The sequence below is a fragment of the Xanthomonas sp. NCPPB 1826 genome (genome assembly GCF_056725285.1).
In genome coordinates this window covers 3,645,773-3,662,300 of sequence record NZ_CM161521.1, presented here as the reverse complement: position 1 = coordinate 3,662,300, position 16,528 = coordinate 3,645,773, and the positions used below count along the sequence as shown (strand labels likewise).

General features: G+C 68.9%; 13 protein-coding genes. 10 read left to right on the top strand and 3 right to left on the bottom strand.

Annotated features, from left to right (window positions below; all coding sequences use genetic code 11):
• The first annotated feature begins 81 nt into the window (after positions 1 to 81).
• Complete coding sequence (locus AC1PLA_RS15475) at positions 82 to 1,596, top strand: hypothetical protein (RefSeq protein WP_349779888.1); 1,515 nt, start codon at positions 82 to 84, stop codon at positions 1,594 to 1,596.
• Between the two features lie 60 nt (positions 1,597 to 1,656).
• Here AC1PLA_RS15475 and AC1PLA_RS15470 read toward each other — a convergent pair whose 3' ends face one another.
• The gene (locus AC1PLA_RS15470; RefSeq protein WP_481104875.1) at positions 1,657 to 3,759 is read right to left on the bottom strand and encodes a glycosyltransferase; all 2,103 of its coding nucleotides are present in this window, start codon (positions 3,757 to 3,759) and stop codon (positions 1,657 to 1,659) included.
• Between the two features lie 239 nt (positions 3,760 to 3,998).
• On the opposite strand from AC1PLA_RS15470, the gene mrcB reads away from it, so the two are divergent.
• The 5 genes from mrcB (at position 3,999) to AC1PLA_RS15445 (ending at position 10,900) form a co-directional block, all read left to right on the top strand.
• On the top strand, positions 3,999 to 6,443 hold the full coding sequence (mrcB, locus tag AC1PLA_RS15465; RefSeq protein WP_024940335.1) for a penicillin-binding protein 1B: 2,445 nt from the start codon (positions 3,999 to 4,001) through the stop codon (positions 6,441 to 6,443).
• A gap of 13 nt (positions 6,444 to 6,456) precedes the next feature.
• On the top strand, positions 6,457 to 6,981 hold the full coding sequence (locus AC1PLA_RS15460; RefSeq protein WP_024940334.1) for a tetratricopeptide repeat protein: 525 nt from the start codon (positions 6,457 to 6,459) through the stop codon (positions 6,979 to 6,981).
• Positions 6,982 to 7,234: 253 nt separating this feature from the next.
• Entirely contained in the window at positions 7,235 to 9,241 is a 2,007-nt protein-coding gene (gene yoaA, locus AC1PLA_RS15455; protein ID WP_039519583.1) for a DNA repair helicase YoaA, read from the top strand.
• A 28-nt stretch (positions 9,242 to 9,269) separates the two neighbouring features.
• On the top strand, positions 9,270 to 9,989 hold the full coding sequence (gene tsaB / locus AC1PLA_RS15450) for a tRNA (adenosine(37)-N6)-threonylcarbamoyltransferase complex dimerization subunit type 1 TsaB (RefSeq protein WP_047127010.1): 720 nt from the start codon (positions 9,270 to 9,272) through the stop codon (positions 9,987 to 9,989).
• Positions 9,986 to 10,900: an ADP-ribosylglycohydrolase family protein gene (locus AC1PLA_RS15445; protein ID WP_016904593.1), complete on the top strand. Its 915-nt coding sequence runs from the start codon at positions 9,986 to 9,988 to the stop codon at positions 10,898 to 10,900. The genes tsaB and AC1PLA_RS15445 overlap by 4 nt, the downstream gene beginning before the upstream one ends.
• Before the next feature lie 85 nt (positions 10,901 to 10,985).
• On the opposite strand, the gene AC1PLA_RS15440 is transcribed toward AC1PLA_RS15445, so the two are convergent.
• Complete coding sequence (locus AC1PLA_RS15440; RefSeq protein WP_039519592.1) at positions 10,986 to 11,861, bottom strand: energy transducer TonB family protein; 876 nt, start codon at positions 11,859 to 11,861, stop codon at positions 10,986 to 10,988.
• A complete protein-coding gene (gene gshB / locus AC1PLA_RS15435; RefSeq protein WP_024940329.1) occupies positions 11,858 to 12,808 on the bottom strand; it encodes a glutathione synthase in 951 nt (316 codons plus the stop codon). The genes AC1PLA_RS15440 and gshB overlap by 4 nt, the downstream gene beginning before the upstream one ends.
• Positions 12,809 to 13,046: 238 nt before the next feature.
• On the opposite strand from gshB, the gene pilG reads away from it, so the two are divergent.
• Genes pilG through AC1PLA_RS15415 form a run of 4 tightly spaced genes read left to right on the top strand, consistent with a single transcriptional unit; the run spans position 13,047 to position 16,434 of the window.
• Positions 13,047 to 13,448: a twitching motility response regulator PilG gene (gene pilG, locus AC1PLA_RS15430; protein WP_024711139.1), complete on the top strand. Its 402-nt coding sequence runs from the start codon at positions 13,047 to 13,049 to the stop codon at positions 13,446 to 13,448.
• Positions 13,449 to 13,465: 17 nt separating this feature from the next.
• Positions 13,466 to 13,828 (top strand): response regulator, encoded by a 363-nt coding sequence (locus tag AC1PLA_RS15425; protein WP_024940328.1) that lies wholly within the window; start codon positions 13,466 to 13,468, stop codon positions 13,826 to 13,828.
• A complete protein-coding gene (locus AC1PLA_RS15420) occupies positions 13,828 to 14,358 on the top strand; it encodes a chemotaxis protein CheW (RefSeq protein ID WP_003482487.1) in 531 nt (176 codons plus the stop codon). Before AC1PLA_RS15425 ends, AC1PLA_RS15420 begins: the two co-directional genes overlap by 1 nt.
• Positions 14,359 to 14,397: 39 nt before the next feature.
• A complete protein-coding gene (locus tag AC1PLA_RS15415; RefSeq protein ID WP_016904289.1) occupies positions 14,398 to 16,434 on the top strand; it encodes a methyl-accepting chemotaxis protein in 2,037 nt (678 codons plus the stop codon).
• The last annotated feature ends 94 nt before the right edge of the window (positions 16,435 to 16,528 follow it).

The window sequence follows — 16,528 nt, the reverse complement described above, 5'->3', positions numbered from 1 at the left end:
CACATCGTCTTCGCAGCAGCCAGCTACCATGACGGGGTGAACGCGTCCCCGTCAGGTCGCGCCAAGGACGGACGCCACCGCATGCTCCCGCTTCCGCGCTGGGCAAGATCGCCTCGCCTCTGGGCACCATTGCGCAGCCGCGCGCTATGGCGCGTGGTGCTGGCCTTGTGTGCCTGTCTCCTGCTGGCCACGGTCGTGCTGCGCAAGCCGCTGGCCGATTGGCTGTGGCCGGACACGCGTATCCAGCAACTGCTGCAGCGGGGCGATGCGGCGCTGTCGCGTGGCCATCTCAGTGCGGCCGATGGCAACGGCGCGCGCGAACTGTTCGCTGCTGCGCTTGCGCTGGACAGCGATCGTGGCGAAGCCCGCGCCGGCCTGGCGCGCACCGGTGCCGCCGCCGTGGTGCAGGCGCGCGCGGCGATTGCGGCCGGGGATGCCGCTGCTGCGCAGCGCGCGCTGACGCTGGCGGGCGCGCTGGAGGTACCGCAGGCGCAGATCGCACCGGTGGCACTGCGCCTGCGCCAGTTGCAGGCGCGTCGGGCCGGGTTGGACGCCTTGTTCGCACAGGCGGTATCCGCGCAACAGCACGGGCGCCTGGATGGCAGCCCGGACAGCGCGCTGCCGTTGTATCAGCGCATCCTGACCCTGGCACCGGACCGCACCGATGCGCTGGAAGGACGCGAGGACGCCCTGACAGATCTGCTGGCGCAGGCGCGCCAGGCCCTGGCGCGCGATGCGCTGGCCGATGCGGCGATGCTGCTGGCCGCCGCCAAGCGCTATGACGCCGGGCATGCCGATGTGCCGCTGACCGAAGGCCACTATCACCGTGCGCTGGACCAGCGCCGTCAGCGCGCGCAGGGCCTGTTGCGGCGTGGCCGGCTGGCACCGGCCGCACGCGATTTCACCGCAGTGCTGGCAGCCGAGCCGGCGGATGTGGCCGCCCAGCGTGGGCTGGAGCAGGTAGCAGGCGAATATGCCGCGCAAGCCGGCCGGCAGGCGGCAGATTTCCAGTTCGACGCCGCGCTGCAGTCGCTGCAGGAAGCCAAGACCTTGCTGCCCGGCGCCGCAGCGATTGCGCAGGCCGAGCAGGCGATTGCGCGTGCCCGCGATGCCCAGCGCAGCCCCGAGACCGGGCTGTCGCGCGGTACCCGCGAGCGCCGCCTGCGCGCGTTGCTGCAACGGGTGGCAGCTGCCGAAGCGCAGCAGCAGTGGATGACGCCGCCCGGCGCCAGTGCCTACGATGCGGTGCGTGCCGCGCAGGCGCTGGCGCCGCGCGATCCACGCGTGCTGCAGGCCGCCGCACGTGTGGTGCCGGCCAGCCAGCGCTGCTTCGAGGACGAGCTGCGCAACAACCGCCTGCGTGCCGCGCGCGGCTGCCTGGATGCCTGGCAGGCGCTGACGCCCAACGGCGATGCACTGGCCGGCGCGCGTCGACGGCTTGCGCAACGCTGGGTTGCGGTGGGCAGCGAACGCCTTGGACAGGAAGACGCCGCCTTTGCACGACGCGCGCAGGACGAGGCGCACCAGCTGGATCCGGGGCTGCCGGAATTAGCCGAGTTCACGCGCCGGGTCAAGGCCGTGACCGAGCAGCGTTGACGCAGCGGCTGTCTTCGGCGGCGCTGCTCACAGCGCCATCCCTGCGCGCCCGGCGCACACTCACTCCGCGATAAACAGCGCGCGCACCGTGCCACGCGCCGCATCCAGCGAAAAATGCCGGGCCACGTTCTGCAACCCGTTGTCGGCCAGGCGCTGCCACAGTGCCGCATCGCGATATAGGCGGACGATCGCCGCAGCGAAGGCATCGGCATCATCGGCCACGCAGACATCCTCACCGTCGCGCAGATGCATGCCTTCCACCGCACAGGTGGTGCCGACCACCGGCTGCCCGTGCGCCATGCTCAGGTTGATCTTGCCTTTGACGCCGGCGCCGAAGCGCAGCGGTGCCACCGCGATACGTGCGTTCTCCATGAACGGCAGCAGATCCGGCACATGCCCATGCAATTGCACGCCTGGGCATTCGTCGGCCAGCAGTGTCAGCGCCTCCGGCATGTCCGCGCCGATGCAGTGGAAGACCACCTGCGGCAATTGCGCGCGCACCTGCGGAAAGATCGCGCTGATGAACCACTGCACCGCATCCACATTGGGTGGATGCCGGAAGCCGCCGACGAACACCAAGTCGTGGCGTTGCTCGAAGTGGCGGCCGCTGCCGGCCACCTCATGCAGGTTGGAGAGCAGGGCGGTGCGGATCTGCGGTGCGTCCGCCTGCAGCTGCGCCTGTTCGGCCGCCGAGACCAGCAAGGTGACATCGGTGGCTGCCATGATCTCCAGCTCGCGCAGACGGGTGCGTTCGGCCGCGCGCAACAGGTTGGCATCGCCGGCCAGCTCGGCGCCGCGGCGCTCGCGCAGGTAATGCAGGTCGACGGTGTCGAACAGGGTGCGTGCCTGCGGGGCGTATTGTCTGAGCAGCGGCAGACAGGCATGCGCAACGTGGTGACGCACCAGCAGCACCACCGCAAACCGCGGGCCGTGCGTGCGCAGCCAGCTGCCGATGCCGTCCAGGAACGGCGCGTACCAGACTTCCACGCCCAACTGCTGCAGTGCCTGCGTGTGCCGTCCGGCGTGTTCGCGGCGGGTCGGCACGAACACCACGTGCGCGCCTTCTTCGCATAGCAGGCGGATCAGATTGAACTGCCGCAACGAGCCCGAGTCGCGATCGGGTTGCGGCACGCATTCGTCCAGGATCAGCACCTGGCGTTGGCCACGATGCAGCAGCGCAGGCCCGGGGACCGTGCCGGGCGGCAGCTGCGTTGCCAGCGCCTGCTGCCACTTGTCGGCGAACACGCCTTGGTTGCGCACCTGGTACGCCTTCACCCCGGTGCGGGTGTCGGTGCCATTGCTGGTGCCCTCGTCATGCACCACCACGCTGGCCGGCTGCACCAGCACCCGGTAGCCGGCGGCACGCACCGCAAACGCCAGATCGGTGTCTTCGTAGTACGCCGGCATGTAGCGGCGATCCAGCCCACCCAGCGTCTGCAACAGCGCGCGTGGCAGCGCGATCGCCGCGCCGGAGCAGTAGTCCATCGCACGCACATAGGCATGGCGCGGGTCGTCGGCCGATTCGAAGCGGCCGTAACTCCAGGCGCTGCCATCGGCGAACACCACGCCGCCGGATTCCTGCAGGCGTCCGTCCGGGTACACCAGTTGCGCGCCGACCAGCCCGGCGCCGGGGTGCTGGGCAAACGTGTCGATCAGCCGATCCAGCCAGCCGGGCTGCGGGATGGTGTCGTTGTTGAGCAGCACCACGTAGTCGCCGCGCGCCAGGGCGATGCCGTCGTTGCAGGCGGCGATGAAACCGCCATTGCTGGCGCGCCGGTGGTAGTGCAGCCCTTGCACCTGCGGCAGCTGCGCCTGCGTGGCGTCGCTGCTGCCATCGTCCACGACGATGATCTCCACATCCAGCAGCGGCGGATGCGCCGCCAGTGCGCGCAGGCACGCCAGCGTGTGCGCGATGTGGTTGTAGACCGGAATCACCAGCGTCACGCGCGGGGTGTCGCTGTGCGGAACCGCAAACGCGGCAAACGGCCCCGCTTCCGGCAACCACAGCGGCGTGCCGAGCGCCACCGGTGGTGCCTGCGTATGCACGCGAATGCGCTGCCAGGTGGCGCGCCAGCCGCGTGTGCGCATGCTCGCCACGCTGCGGTGAATCAGCCCAAGCACGCGATTGAACAGATAGCGTGCATCGGCCAGGGACATCGACATTCCGTTGGAACTCCAGACGTGGCGTGGCGAAGAAAACCCGGCGAGCAGTCGTCAGGCGGCGAGGACGGCGCAAGGCAAGCGCAGGGGACGCAGGGTACCCGCAGATGCCGGAGACGGTCCGTGCCCGCTGACGGTGAGCGTGGCCGTTTTGTTAGCCGCTCTTAAGTCAGAGGGGCCGGCCGGCCACAACCACGACAGCGCTGCGCTAGACTCGCCGGACTCTACATTCTCGCATTCCTGTGCCCCGACGCCACGACAACGACGCTCCCGACGATTTCGAGGACGACTCCACCGAGCAAGGTTCCCGCTGGCAACGCAGGCTGATTGTCTGGGCCTTTGCGGCATTCGCGCTGGCGCTCGGTTTCCTGATTCCCTACACGGTGTATCTGAACAAGCAGGTCACCCAGCGGTTTGGCGAGCTGCGTTGGCAGATCCCGACCCGCGTGTACGGGCGGCCGTTGGTGCTGGCACCGGGCAATGCGCTGGATGCGGCCACGTTGAAGACCGAGCTGGACGCCGCCTCCTACCGTGACGACGGGCAAGCCAAGCTGGCCGGCACCTACCAGCAGGACGGCAGCCGCTTCACCATCGCCAGCCGCGGCTATATCGATGTGGATGGGCGCGTGCCTGCGCGGCGGGTGGAAGTCAGCCTCTCCGGCGGGCGCGTGGCCAGCCTGCGCGACGCCGGCGACCGCAAGGCGCTCAAGAGTGCGCGGCTGGACCCGGCGCGCATCGCCACGCTGTACGGGCAGAAGCAGGAAGAGCGCCGCCTGGTGCGCATGGAAGAAGTGCCCGAGCTGCTGGTCACCGGCCTGCAGGCGGTCGAGGACCGTGACTTCAACAGCCACCACGGCATCGATCTCAGCGGCATGGTGCGTGCGGCCTGGATCATGGCGCGCTCCGGCGGCCAGGTCCGCCAGGGTGCCAGCACCCTGACCCAGCAGCTGGCGCGCAGCGGCCTGCTCGGCATCGGCAAGGAACAGACCGTCACCCGCAAGTTCAACGAAATTCTCTACGCAGTGATCATGGAGGCGCGTTACGACAAGCGCACCATCCTGGAGGCCTATCTCAACCAGGTCTATCTGGGCCAGCGCGGCGGGCAGGCGATCCACGGCGTGTCCTCGGGCGCGGAACTGTGGTTCGGCCGCGAGCTCAATTCGATGACCACCGAGCAGATCGCCTTGCTGATCGGGCTGGTCAAGGGGCCGTCCTACTACGACCCGCGGCGCAACCCGGAGCGCGCGCTGGATCGGCGTAATTTCGTGCTGGGCAAGCTGCACGAAAACAACCTGATCGACGCGGCCGAATACAAGCGCGCGCTGGCCGCACCGCTGGGCGTGCCCACCGAGCCGGGCCTGGTCGCGGCCAACCGCTTCCCGGCCTATGTGGACCTGGTGCGGCGCCAGCTGGCGCACGATTACCCGGAAGGCGTGCTGCAGGGTGCCGGCATGAGCGTGCTCACCGGCATGTCGCCGTCCGCGCAGGCCTATGCCGAAGGCGCGGTGACCGGCACCATCAAGCGGCTGGACAACAAGAAGCGCCCACCGCTGCAGGCCGGCCTGGTGCTGACCGACGTGCATAACGGCGATGTGCTGGCGGTGGTCGGCAGCCGCGACGTGGCCAAGCCGGGCTTCAACCGCGCGGTCGAAGCGCAGCGGCAGGTCGGCTCACTGCTCAAGCCGTTCGTCTACCTGCTGGCGCTGGCCTCGCCGGACCGCTGGGCGCTGTCCAGCTGGGTCGACGATGCACCGGTGACGGTGCAGCTCAGCCGCGGCAAGACCTGGTCGCCGGGCAATTCCGACAACCGCAGTCACGGCACGGTGCGGCTGATCGATGCGCTGGCGCATTCCTACAACCAGGCCACGGTGCGCGTGGGCATGCAGGTCGGCCCGGAGCGCATCGCGCAGCTGATCCAGGTACTGGCCGGCATCAAGGCCGACACCAATCCCTCGCTGATCCTCGGTGCCACCGACCAGAGCCCGTACGGCATGGCGCAGCTGTACCAGTTCCTCGCTGCCGGTGGCGAGATCCAGCCGCTGCATGCGGTGCGCGGCGTGCTCGATCCGCAGGGCAAGCTGCTCAAGCGCTACGACAAGACCCCGGCGCCGGCGCAGGAGGGCGATTCGGTGGCGGCCAACCTGATCAGCATCGCCCTGCAGCAGGTGGTCAGCGGCGGCACTGCGCGGCAGTTGCTGGGCGATGGCCTGGGGCGGTTGTCGCCGGCCGGCAAGACCGGCACCTCCAACGACGGCCGCGACAGCTGGTACGCCGGCTACACCGGCGACCATCTGGCGGTGATCTGGATGGGCAACGACCAGAACGAGCAGACCGGCCTGTACGGCGCCACCGGCGCGATGCGGGTGTGGTCGAGCATCTTCGCGCGGCTGCCGAGTGCGCCGTTGAAGGTCAGCGGCAAGGGGCTGGACTGGCAGTGGGTGGACGCGGCCGGTACCGGCGTGACCGATGCCGGCTGCCCGGGCGCGCGCCAGTTCCCGTTCGTGGTCGGCTTCACCCCGGCCTACGCCCCCTGTGCCGGCAATGCACCGTCGATCGAAGGCGTGCCCGGCGATGCATCCGCACCGGCCGAGCAATCCAGCGGTGGTGGCTGGCGTCGCTTCTTCGGTCTGGAAAAGAAGCCGGAAGACCCCGCGCCGGCACCCGCCGCGGCTGCACCTGCACGTTGACTGGAGTGACCTGATGAACCGACTGCACCGTTTGCTTGCCCTCGCTGGCGTGTCTGCCGCACTTACCGCCTGCGTCAGCGCGCCACCCGCGCCACCGCCGGCCCCGGTGGACCCGACCACGCCGACACAGCGGCTGCTGCTGATCGAACGCGAGGCCGGCGTCGACGATACCGAGCTGTCGGTGCAACCATTGCGCGACCCGCAGGTGGACGACCTGCGCGAGACCGCCAAGAGCAAGCGCCAGGCCGGCGACCTGGCCGGTGCGGCGGCGTCGCTGGATCAGGCCGTGGGCCTGGTTTCCGGCGATCCCGCCATCCTGCAGGAGCGCGCCGAAGTGGCGGTGCTGCAGGCCGACTGGCCCGCCGCCGAGCGTTTCGCCAAACAGGCCATCGAGTTGGGCTCCAAGACCGGGCCGCTGTGCCGCCGACATTGGGCCACCATCGAGCAGTCGCGGCTGGCGCGTGGCGAGAAGGAAAACGCCGCCTCGGCCAAGTCGCAGATTGCCGGGTGCACGGTGCCCGGCGTGAAGCGCTACTGAGCACGGCCACACCGCCGGCTGCGCCTGCTGCAGGACAGGCGCGGCGAGCGTGATGCCGCCTGTCAGTTGCGCGCACCTGCTCGACGCGAGCCGTTCGTTCCCGCGCGCGACCGCCAGCGGCGGCAGGCGGTTTGTTTCGGTGCGTAAACGCCGGCTGCGCGGTCAGTGCCGCCACCGGCCCACCGGCGCAATCCAGGCAGCGTCAGCGCGCACGCGCTAGGCTGTCGCGCTTCCTGCCCCAGCTCCCGGTCCCATGTCCCAACTTGCCACTGCCAGCATCGAGGCGCTCAGCGAGGGCGGGGCGCTTGCGCGTCAGCTCGATGCGTTCGCGCCGCGTGCCGCGCAGTTGCGCCTGACCGGCGCGATTGCCGAGGCGTTCGAGGCACGCGATGTGCTGCTGGCCGAAGCCGGCACCGGCACCGGCAAGACCTACGCCTACCTGGTGCCGGCATTGCTGTCGGGGCTGAAGACCATCGTCTCCACCGGCACACGCGCATTGCAGGACCAGTTGTTCCATCGCGACCTGCCGCGCGTGCGCGCCGCGCTCGGCATCGGCCTGCGCAGCGCGCTGCTGAAGGGCCGCGCGAACTATCTGTGCAAATACCGCACCCAGCAGGCGCGCGGCGAGCCCCGCTTTGCCACGCCCGAGCAGGTCTCGCAGTTCCAGCGCATCGTGGCCTGGAGCGGGCGTACCCAGTTCGGCGACATGGCCGAGCTGGAAGCCCTGCCGGACGACTCGCCGCTGCTGCCGCTGGTGACCTCCACCGTCGACAACTGCCTGGGCACCGAATGCCCGTTCTACAGCGAGTGTTTTGTGGTGCAGGCGCGCCAGCGCGCGCAGGCCGCCGATCTGGTGGTGGTCAACCACCATCTGCTGCTGGCCGATCTGGCGCTCAAGCAGGAAGGCTTCGGCGAGATCCTGCCCGGCGCGCAGGCCTTCGTCATCGACGAAGCGCATCAGCTGCCGGAGCTGGCGGCGAACTTCTTCGGCGAGAGCTTCGGCATGCGGCCGTGGCAGGAACTGGCGCGCGACTGCATGGTCGAAGCGCGCCTGGTCGCCGGTGCGCAGGCCAGCCTGCAGGAGCCGATCCTCGCCCTGGACGAGGCCTTGCGCGGCCTGCGTGCGGGCATGGAGGGCCTGCCGTCACGCGGCACCCAATGGCGCGCGCTGGCCAAGCCGCAGGTGCGCGAGGGTTTCGATGCGGTGTTGTCGTCGCTGGCGCGGCTGGGCGAGGCCCTGCTGCCGTTGCGCGAGGCCTCGCCCGGGTTCGATGGCTGCTGTGCACGTGCGCAGGAAGCGCTGGCGCGGCTGTCGCGGTGGCTGGGCGAGGATGCGCCGGTGCCGGATTTCGAGCAGGAGCTGCCGGAAACCGTCGACAACGATGTGCTGTGGTACGAGCTCAGCCCGCGCGGGTTCCGCTGCCAGCGCACGCCGCTGGATGTGTCCGGCCCGCTGCGCGAGCACCGCGAAAAATCGCATGCGGCCTGGGTGTTCACCTCGGCCACGCTGGCGGTGGGCGGCGAGTTCGACCACATCGCGCAGCGCCTGGGCCTGAGCGATCCGGTGACCTTGCTGCAGCCCAGCCCCTTCGATTGGGCGCGCCAGGCGCTGTGCTACCTGCCGCCGCATCTGCCCGATCCTGCCGCACGCGGATTCGGCACGGCGCTGATCGCGGCGCTGATGCCGGTGCTGGACGCGTCCAATGGCCGCGCATTTCTGCTGTTCGCCTCGCACCGCGCGCTGCGCGAGGCGGCCGACGCATTGCGCGGCGCGCCGTGGCCGCTGTTCGTGCAGGGCGAGGCGCCGCGTGCCACCTTGCTGCAGCGTTTCCGCACTTCCGGCAATGGCGTGCTGCTGGGGTCGGCCAGCTTCCGCGAGGGCGTGGACGTGGTCGGCGATGCCTTGAGCGTGGTGGTGATCGACAAGCTGCCGTTCGCCGCACCCGACGACCCGGTGTTCGAAGCGCGCCTGGATGCGATCCGCCGCGACGGCGGCAACCCGTTCCGCGACGAGCAGTTGCCGCAGGCGGTGATCGCGCTCAAGCAGGGCGTGGGCCGGCTGATCCGCAGCGAGACCGATCGTGGCGTGCTGGTGCTGTGCGACCCGCGCCTGGTGAACAAGGGCTACGGCCGCACCTTCATGCAGTCGCTGCCGCCGTTTGCGCGCACCCGCGAGATCGGCGACGTGCGCGCGTTCTTTGGCGTCGCCGAGCCGGTGGGCGACAATGGCGTGCTCGCGTTGCCGTTCGGCGACGCCTGAGCGTCCCCTTCCTGCCTGCGGTCCTGCCATGAAAGTCCTCGCGTTCGAGACCTCCACCGAAGCCTGTTCCGTCGCGCTGCACGTGGATGGCCGCGTGCTGGAGCGCTTCGAACTGGCGCCGCGTCGCCATGCCGAACTGGCGCTGCCGTGGGCCGAGCAACTGCTGGCCGACGCCGGCATCGCGCGCCGCCAGCTCGACGCGATCGCGGTCGGTCGTGGCCCGGGCGCCTTCACCGGCGTGCGGTTGGCGATTGGCATTGCGCAGGGCATCGCGCTGGGCCTGGACGTGCCGGTGCTGGCGGTGTCCACGCTGCAGGTGCTGGCCCTGCGCGCGCCCGCCGAGGCGACGCAGGTGCTGGCCTGCATCGATGCGCGCATGGGCGAGGTGTATGCCGGCGTCTTCGCGAGCGCTGGCGATACGCTGCGGGAGCTGATGCCGGAAGTGGTGTGCGCACCGCAGGAATGCGTCGTGCCGGACACGCTGCAGCGCTTTGCCGGTGTCGGCAGCGGGTTCGCCGCTGCCGAGGCAGTGCTGCAACAACGATTTGCGACCCGGCTGAGCAGCATCGATGCCGCCGCATTACCGCATGCCGCCGACCTGCTGACGCTGGCCGTGCCGGCGTTGCTGCGCGGCGAAGGCGTGGCGCCGGAGCGGGTGGAGCCGGCCTATCTGCGCGACAACGTGGCGCTGACCCTGCTCGAGCAGCAGGCTGCACGCGCAGCCAAGGCCGCCGGCGCCGCGCCATGACCGACGACCTGCAACGCGCGCGTTTCCGCGGCTGCCTGCTGGGCCTGGCGGTGGGCGATGCGCTCGGCACCACGCTGGAATTCTGCGCGCCGGGCAGCTTCACGCCGATCGACGACATGCGCGGCGGCGGCCCGTTCGCGCTGCGCGCCGGGCAGTGGACCGACGACACCTCGATGGCCTTGTGCCTGGCGCACAGCCTGCTGTATCGGCAGGGCTTCGACGCCGCCGACCAGATGAACCGCTATTGCAACTGGTACCAGCACGGCTATCTCAGCAGCACCGGCACCTGCTTCGACATCGGCGCGACCGTGCGGCAGGCACTGGAGCGCTATCTGGATGGCGGCCCGGCCTTCAGCGGCAGCACCGATCCACGCTCGGCCGGCAATGGCTCGCTGATGCGGCTGGCGCCGGTGGCGATGTACTACGCGCACCGCCCCGACGAGCTGGGCGAGCGCGCCGCCGACAGCTCGCGCACCACGCATGCTGCCGACGAAGCGCTGGATGCCTGCCGGCTGTTCGCCTTCCAGTTGCGTGCCGCATTGCTCGGCGGACAGCGCCAGCAGGTGTTGCAGACCCGCTGCGAAGGGCTGTCGACACCGGCGCTGCGTGCGTTGTCGGTGCGCGACCATGCGGCAGTTCCCGCCGCCCGGATCCGCGGCACCGGCTATGTGGTCGATGCGCTGTCGGCGGCGCTCTGGTGCTTCGCCACCACCGACACGTTCGCCGATGCGGTGCTGCGTGCGGCCAATCTGGGCGACGATGCCGACACCACCGCGGCCATCTGCGGTCAGCTGGCCGGTGCATTCCATGGTATCGACGGGATTCCCGCCGCCTGGCGCGCGCGCGTGCAGGACGCGGATGCGATCGTCGAGCTGGCCGACCGGCTGTACGCAGCCGCGCAGGCCGCATAAAGGCCGCGCGCAACGCACTGGGCAACGCAGTTCGCCGGAAAGGCATGCCGCAGAAAGACGCGTCCCTGTCGGGACGCGCCACGGCTCAACGATCGTCGTGCAGCTCGCCGCCGGGCAGGAACAGCCAGGTGCGTGTGACCTGCAGGATATCCACGTCGTCCTTGGTCCTGGGTAGCGGCGGGAACGGCTGCGCCAGCTGCACCACCCGCAGCGCTGCCGCATCCAGCGCCGGGGTGCCGCTGGAGACCAGCACGCGGCTGCTTTCCACGCTGCCGTCGCGGCGCACGCCCACGCTGATCACCACCTTGCCGCCGAGTCGGCGCCGGCGCGCCTCGTCCGGGTAATTGAGATTGCCGACGCGCTCGGCGCGGTCCACCCAGGCACGCAGGTAGTTGGCGTAGGCGTATTCGCGGGTACTGGCCGAGACGAACTTGCGATTGGGGCGCTTGGCATATTGCTCCGAACGCAGATGCACCTCGGCGGCGAGCCGGGCCATTTCCGCGTCGCGCTGCACGCGTTGCGCATCGGTGGGCGAGAGCAGGTCGGTCTGCGGATTCGGTTGCGGCGTGGGCACGGCCTGCTCGCCGCGGCGGCTGGCCACCACGCGGGTCTGGGTCGGCTCCGGCGCCTGCAGCGTGGTCGCACGCTGCGCCTGCGGTGCCAGCCCGCTGCGGTCCTGCGGCACCACCCCGGGCTGGCTGTCGCGCGGGCGTTGCGCGGTGGCGTGATTGCCGCCGCCCTGCTGGTTGGCCTGGGCCAGGAAATCGGCCTGCCTGGGCGTCAGCGGGGTGCTGGTCTGGCTGAAGATCACATCCAGCGTCGGCACCAGCGGTGCGTCCTCGCTGACCGCAAACCCCACGCCCAGGATCAGCACGCCGTGCAGCAGCAGCGAGATCACCAGCGTCGCGGTCAGCCGGCGGCGCTCGTCCATGGGAGCCGGCAGGGCCGCGGCCGCGCTCATTGCGCCGCGCCGGCCTCGATCGCGTCGAACAGCAGCCCGGCGATGTTCAGGCCGAACTGCGCATCCAGCTCGCGCACGCAGGTGGGGCTGGTGACGTTGACCTCTGTCAGGTAATCGCCGATCACGTCCAGGCCGACGAAACGCATGCCGCGGCGGCGCATTTCCGGGCCCACCTGCGCGGCGATCCAGCGGTCGCGCTCGGACAGCGGCCGGCCTTCGCCACGTCCGCCGGCGGCCAGGTTGCCGCGGAATTCGTCGCCCTGCGGAATCCGTGCCAGGCAGTAGTCCACCGGCTCGCCATCGACCAGCAGGATGCGCTTGTCGCCGGCGCTGATGTCGGGGATGAAGCGCTGCGCCAGGGTCAGCTTGCGATTGCCGTCGGTCAGCGTTTCCAGGATCACGTTGAGGTTGGGGTCGCCGGTGCCGCTGCGGAAGATCGAACGCCCGCCCATGCCGTCCAACGGCTTGAGCACGGCCTGGCCGTGTTCGAGCACGAACGCCTTGAGCGCTGCGGAGTCGCGGCTGACCAGGGTCGGCGGGCAGCACTGCGGAAACAGCAACGCAGCCAGTTTCTCGTTGTAGTCGCGCAGGCCCTGCGGGTCGTTGACCACCTGCGCGCCGGCGCGCTGGGCCACGCTCAGGACCTGGGTGTCGTAGACGAACTCCGCATCCACCGGCGGGTCCTTGCGCATCAACACCACCTGGCCGGGGCCGAATTCCAGTTCGGCGAACTCGCCCAGGGTGAACCAGCCGGCCTTGTCCTCGCGCACGCTCAGGGGTGCAACCTGTGCCACCGCGCGACCCTCGCGCAGGCTGAGTCCGCCCGGACGCACATACTGCAGGCGGTGACCACGCCGCTGCGCTTCCAGCAACATGGCGAAGGTGGTGTCTTTGGCGATCTTGATGGAGGCGATGGGATCCATCACCACAACGACGTCGAGCGACATGGGGAGCTAAACCTTTAGAACAGGCTGCCGATGGTAACTTCAAGCGGTGGCGATGGCGCGCCCGGCCGGTCGTGAATGCGCGACTTGCCGCTCGGCCCGCAGCTGCACACGGTCGGAACGTCCGCCTGGCGGGCCCCCGGCAACGTACCCTTGACAGTCAATGCGGGTCTTGGGATATACATGCAGTTTCGTAGCGACGCCGGCAGGGAAGAAGCGTCGCGCGTCCGGGGATATTTGCATGACTGAAAACATTGCTGCGGGTGGGGAACTCGCAGGACTGAAGGTGATGGTGATCGATGATTCGAAGACCATTCGCCGCACCGCCGAAACGCTGCTGAAGCGGGAAGGCTGTGAAGTAGTGACAGCAACCGATGGTTTCGAGGCACTGGCCAAGATTGCCGACCAGCAACCTCAGATCATTTTTGTCGACATCATGATGCCGCGCCTGGATGGGTACCAGACGTGCGCGTTGATCAAGGGCAACCAGCTCTTCAAGTCGACGCCGGTGATCATGTTGTCGTCCAAGGACGGCCTGTTCGACAAGGCACGCGGCCGCATCGTCGGCTCCGAGCAATATCTGACCAAGCCGTTCACACGTGAAGAACTACTGAGCGCGATTCGCACGTACGTCCACGCCTGACCAGGGGGAAAGGCAACATGGCTCGAATTATATTGATCGAGGACTCGCCCACCGACAGGGCAGTCTTCAGTCAATGGCTGGAAAAAGCAGGCCATACGGTCGTCGCCACCGACAATGCCGAAGAGGGACTTGCGCTGATTCGCAGCCAGGCGCCCGATCTGGTGCTGATGGACGTGGTGCTGCCCGGCATGAGCGGTTTCCAGGCAACGCGTGCATTGGCGCGCGACCAGGCCACCAAGGACATCCCGGTGCTGCTGGTCAGCACCAAGGGCATGGAAACCGACAAGGCCTGGGGTTTGCGACAAGGTGCCAGCGACTACATCGTCAAGCCGCCGCGCGAAGACGATCTGATCGCCCGCATCAAACAACTGGTGCGTTGATGCGTTCTCCATTCGACATTCTCGAAGACTACGAGCGCCGTAGTCTTGCGCACGCCACGCCGCTGCCGGAACGCCAGTTCTCGGCCGACATCTGGCGCGGTGTCGGTTATCGCGTCGGCACCCGGCGGCTGGTCTCGGATTTCCGCGAAGTCGCGGAAATCGTGCCGATGCCGCCGGTCACCCCGGTGCCGGGCGCACAGCCCTGGCTGCTGGGCGTGGGCAACCTGCGCGGCAACCTGTTCCCGGTGATCGATCTGAAGCAGTTCCTGGAGGGCCGGCGGACGGTGCTGCAGGAAGGCCAGCGCGTGCTGATCATGCGCCAGAGCGGCGGCGACGTCGCGCTGACCATCGACGAGCTGTACGGTCAGCGCAGCTTCGAGCAGGTCCAGGCGGTCGAACCCGGCGAGTTGGCGCAAGGCCGCTATGCCCACTTCATCGACCGTGCCTTCCGCAACGAGACGCAGGACTGGGGTGTGTTCTCCCTGGCGTTGCTGTCGCGCACTCCTGAATTCCGGCAGGCCGCGGCCTAAGCCGCGACCCCGCCACGTCATACAGATCGAGGTCGAACCATGAGTACCGCCCCGGACGCCCGCAAGACCAACAAGCTCGGCAGCGTCAGCACCAGCTTCTGGCTTGGTTTGCTGGTGTTGTCGATGATCGTGTTCGGCGCCAATACCGGCGTCGCCACCTGGCAGGGCAGTCGCCTGGCCGGTGCCGGCACCGGCGCGGCCGATCTGCAGGTGCTGTCGCAGCAGCTGGCCAACCAGGGCCGCGAAGCGGTCTCCGGCGACCCCAAGGCGTTTGCCGCGTTCAAGGAGACCAAGGCCCGCATCGACAGCACGGTCAGCGAACTGGATGGCCGCTACGGCCAGGAAGGCTCGGTCGCCAGCTCGATGGCCCAGCTCAAGGCGACCTGGGTGCCGCTGAGCAAGAATGCCGATCAGGTCATCGCCAGCGAACCGGCGGTGCTCGGTCTGTCAGGCAACGCCGAACGCTTCTCCGGCAGCGTGCCGCAGCTGCAGGCGCAGTTGAACGAAGTGGTGCGCGCGATGACGGTCAGCGGCGCGCCCGCCTCGCAGATCTACAACACGCTGCAGCAGGTCGTGGTCGCCGGCACCATGGCGCGCCGGGTGACCGAAATGCGCGCCGGTGGCGCCAATGCCGCCGCCTCCGGCGATGCGCTGGCACGCGACTCGGTGGTGTTCACGCAGATGCTCGAAGGCCTGCGCGCGGGCAACGACGAACTGGGCATCGCCGCGGTGCGCAACCCGGCCGCGTTGTCGGCGCTGGAGCAGTCGCAGGCGCAGTGGGCGACGATGAAAAAGGACGTCGACGCCATCCTGGCCAGCTCGCGCAACCTGTTCGCCGCGCAGTCCTCGGCCGCCGCGCTGACCGCCGGATCGAACAAGATGCTGGACGACAGCAAAAAGCTGTTCGATGCGTTCTCGGCGTTCGGCTCGGTGCGCGACACGCGCCTGTTTCCGAACTTCTGGCTGGGCGTGGTGTCCGGCCTGCTGGCGCTGCTGGCGATCATTGGCTTTGTCTGGAGCTCGGTGCGGGTACGCTCGCGCGAGCAGGACGTGCGTTACCAGGCGCAGGTGGAATTCAACAGCCGCAACCAGCAGGCGATCATGCGGCTGCTGGACGAAATCAGCTCGCTCGGTGAGGGCGATCTGACCGTCAAGGCCTCGGTGACCGAGGACATGACCGGCGCGATTGCAGACGCCATCAACTACGCCGTGGACGAGCTGCGCCACCTGGTGACCACGATCAACGACACCTCGGCCAAGGTCGCCGTGTCGACCCAGGAAACCCAGGCCACCGCGATGCAGCTGGCCGACGCCGCCGGCCAGCAGGCCAACCAGATCACCACCGCCTCCGAGCGCATCAGCGAAATCGCCGCCAGCATCGAACAGGTATCGCGCAACTCCACCGAGTCGGCCGAAGTGGCGCAGCGCTCGGTGGTGATCGCCGCCGAAGGTGCCGGCGTGGTGCGCGAGACCATCCAGGGCATGGACCAGATCCGCGACCAGATCCAGGAAACCTCCAAGCGCATCAAGCGCCTGGGCGAATCCTCGCAGGAGATCGGCTCGATCGTGGAACTGATCAACGACATTTCCGAGCAGACCAACATCCTGGCGCTCAACGCCGCGGTGCAGGCCGCTTCGGCGGGCGAGGCCGGTCGCGGTTTCGCGGTGGTGGCCGACGAAGTGCAGCGCCTGGCCGAACGTACCTCCGGCGCGACGCGGCGGATCGAAGGCCTGGTGCAGACCATTCAGGCCGATACCAACGAGGCGGTCAGCTCGATGGAGCAGACCACCTCCGAAGTGGTGTCCGGTGCACGCCTGGCCGAAGACGCCGGCACCGCGCTGACCGAAATCGAGCGCGTGTCCAACGCGTTGAACAACCTGATCAAGAACATCTCCATCGCCGCGCACCAGCAGTCGGCCGCAGCGACGGATATCACACAGACCATGGGCGTGATCCGTCAGATCACCAGCCAGACATCGCAGGGTGCGGAGCAGACGGCCGAGTCGATCGGCAACCTGGCTCAGCTCGCCGCCGATCTGCGCCGTTCGGTCGCCGACTTCAAGCTGCCGGCGTGAGCACGACGCGGAACGGGAAAGGATCAGCAGATGGCGCGTAGTAGCGTTACGTCGATGCAGGAACAGACCGGTGGCCGCCTCGGCGGTACCTCGG

Excerpts from the sequence above, each read along its gene's own strand:
- AC1PLA_RS15475 (WP_349779888.1), top strand. The coding sequence starts at position 82 with ATGCTCCCGCTTCCGCGCTGGGCAAGATCGCCTCGCCTCTGGGCACCA.
- AC1PLA_RS15470 (WP_481104875.1), bottom strand. The coding sequence starts at position 3,759 with ATGTCGATGTCCCTGGCCGATGCACGCTATCTGTTCAATCGCGTGCTT.
- AC1PLA_RS15460 (WP_024940334.1), top strand. The coding sequence starts at position 6,457 with ATGAACCGACTGCACCGTTTGCTTGCCCTCGCTGGCGTGTCTGCCGCA.
- yoaA (WP_039519583.1), top strand. The coding sequence starts at position 7,235 with ATGTCCCAACTTGCCACTGCCAGCATCGAGGCGCTCAGCGAGGGCGGG.
- tsaB (WP_047127010.1), top strand. The coding sequence starts at position 9,270 with ATGAAAGTCCTCGCGTTCGAGACCTCCACCGAAGCCTGTTCCGTCGCG.
- AC1PLA_RS15445 (WP_016904593.1), top strand. The coding sequence starts at position 9,986 with ATGACCGACGACCTGCAACGCGCGCGTTTCCGCGGCTGCCTGCTGGGC.
- AC1PLA_RS15440 (WP_039519592.1), bottom strand. The coding sequence starts at position 11,861 with ATGAGCGCGGCCGCGGCCCTGCCGGCTCCCATGGACGAGCGCCGCCGG.
- gshB (WP_024940329.1), bottom strand. The coding sequence starts at position 12,808 with ATGTCGCTCGACGTCGTTGTGGTGATGGATCCCATCGCCTCCATCAAG.
- pilG (WP_024711139.1), top strand. The coding sequence starts at position 13,047 with ATGACTGAAAACATTGCTGCGGGTGGGGAACTCGCAGGACTGAAGGTG.
- AC1PLA_RS15425 (WP_024940328.1), top strand. The coding sequence starts at position 13,466 with ATGGCTCGAATTATATTGATCGAGGACTCGCCCACCGACAGGGCAGTC.
- AC1PLA_RS15420 (WP_003482487.1), top strand. The coding sequence starts at position 13,828 with ATGCGTTCTCCATTCGACATTCTCGAAGACTACGAGCGCCGTAGTCTT.
- AC1PLA_RS15415 (WP_016904289.1), top strand. The coding sequence starts at position 14,398 with ATGAGTACCGCCCCGGACGCCCGCAAGACCAACAAGCTCGGCAGCGTC.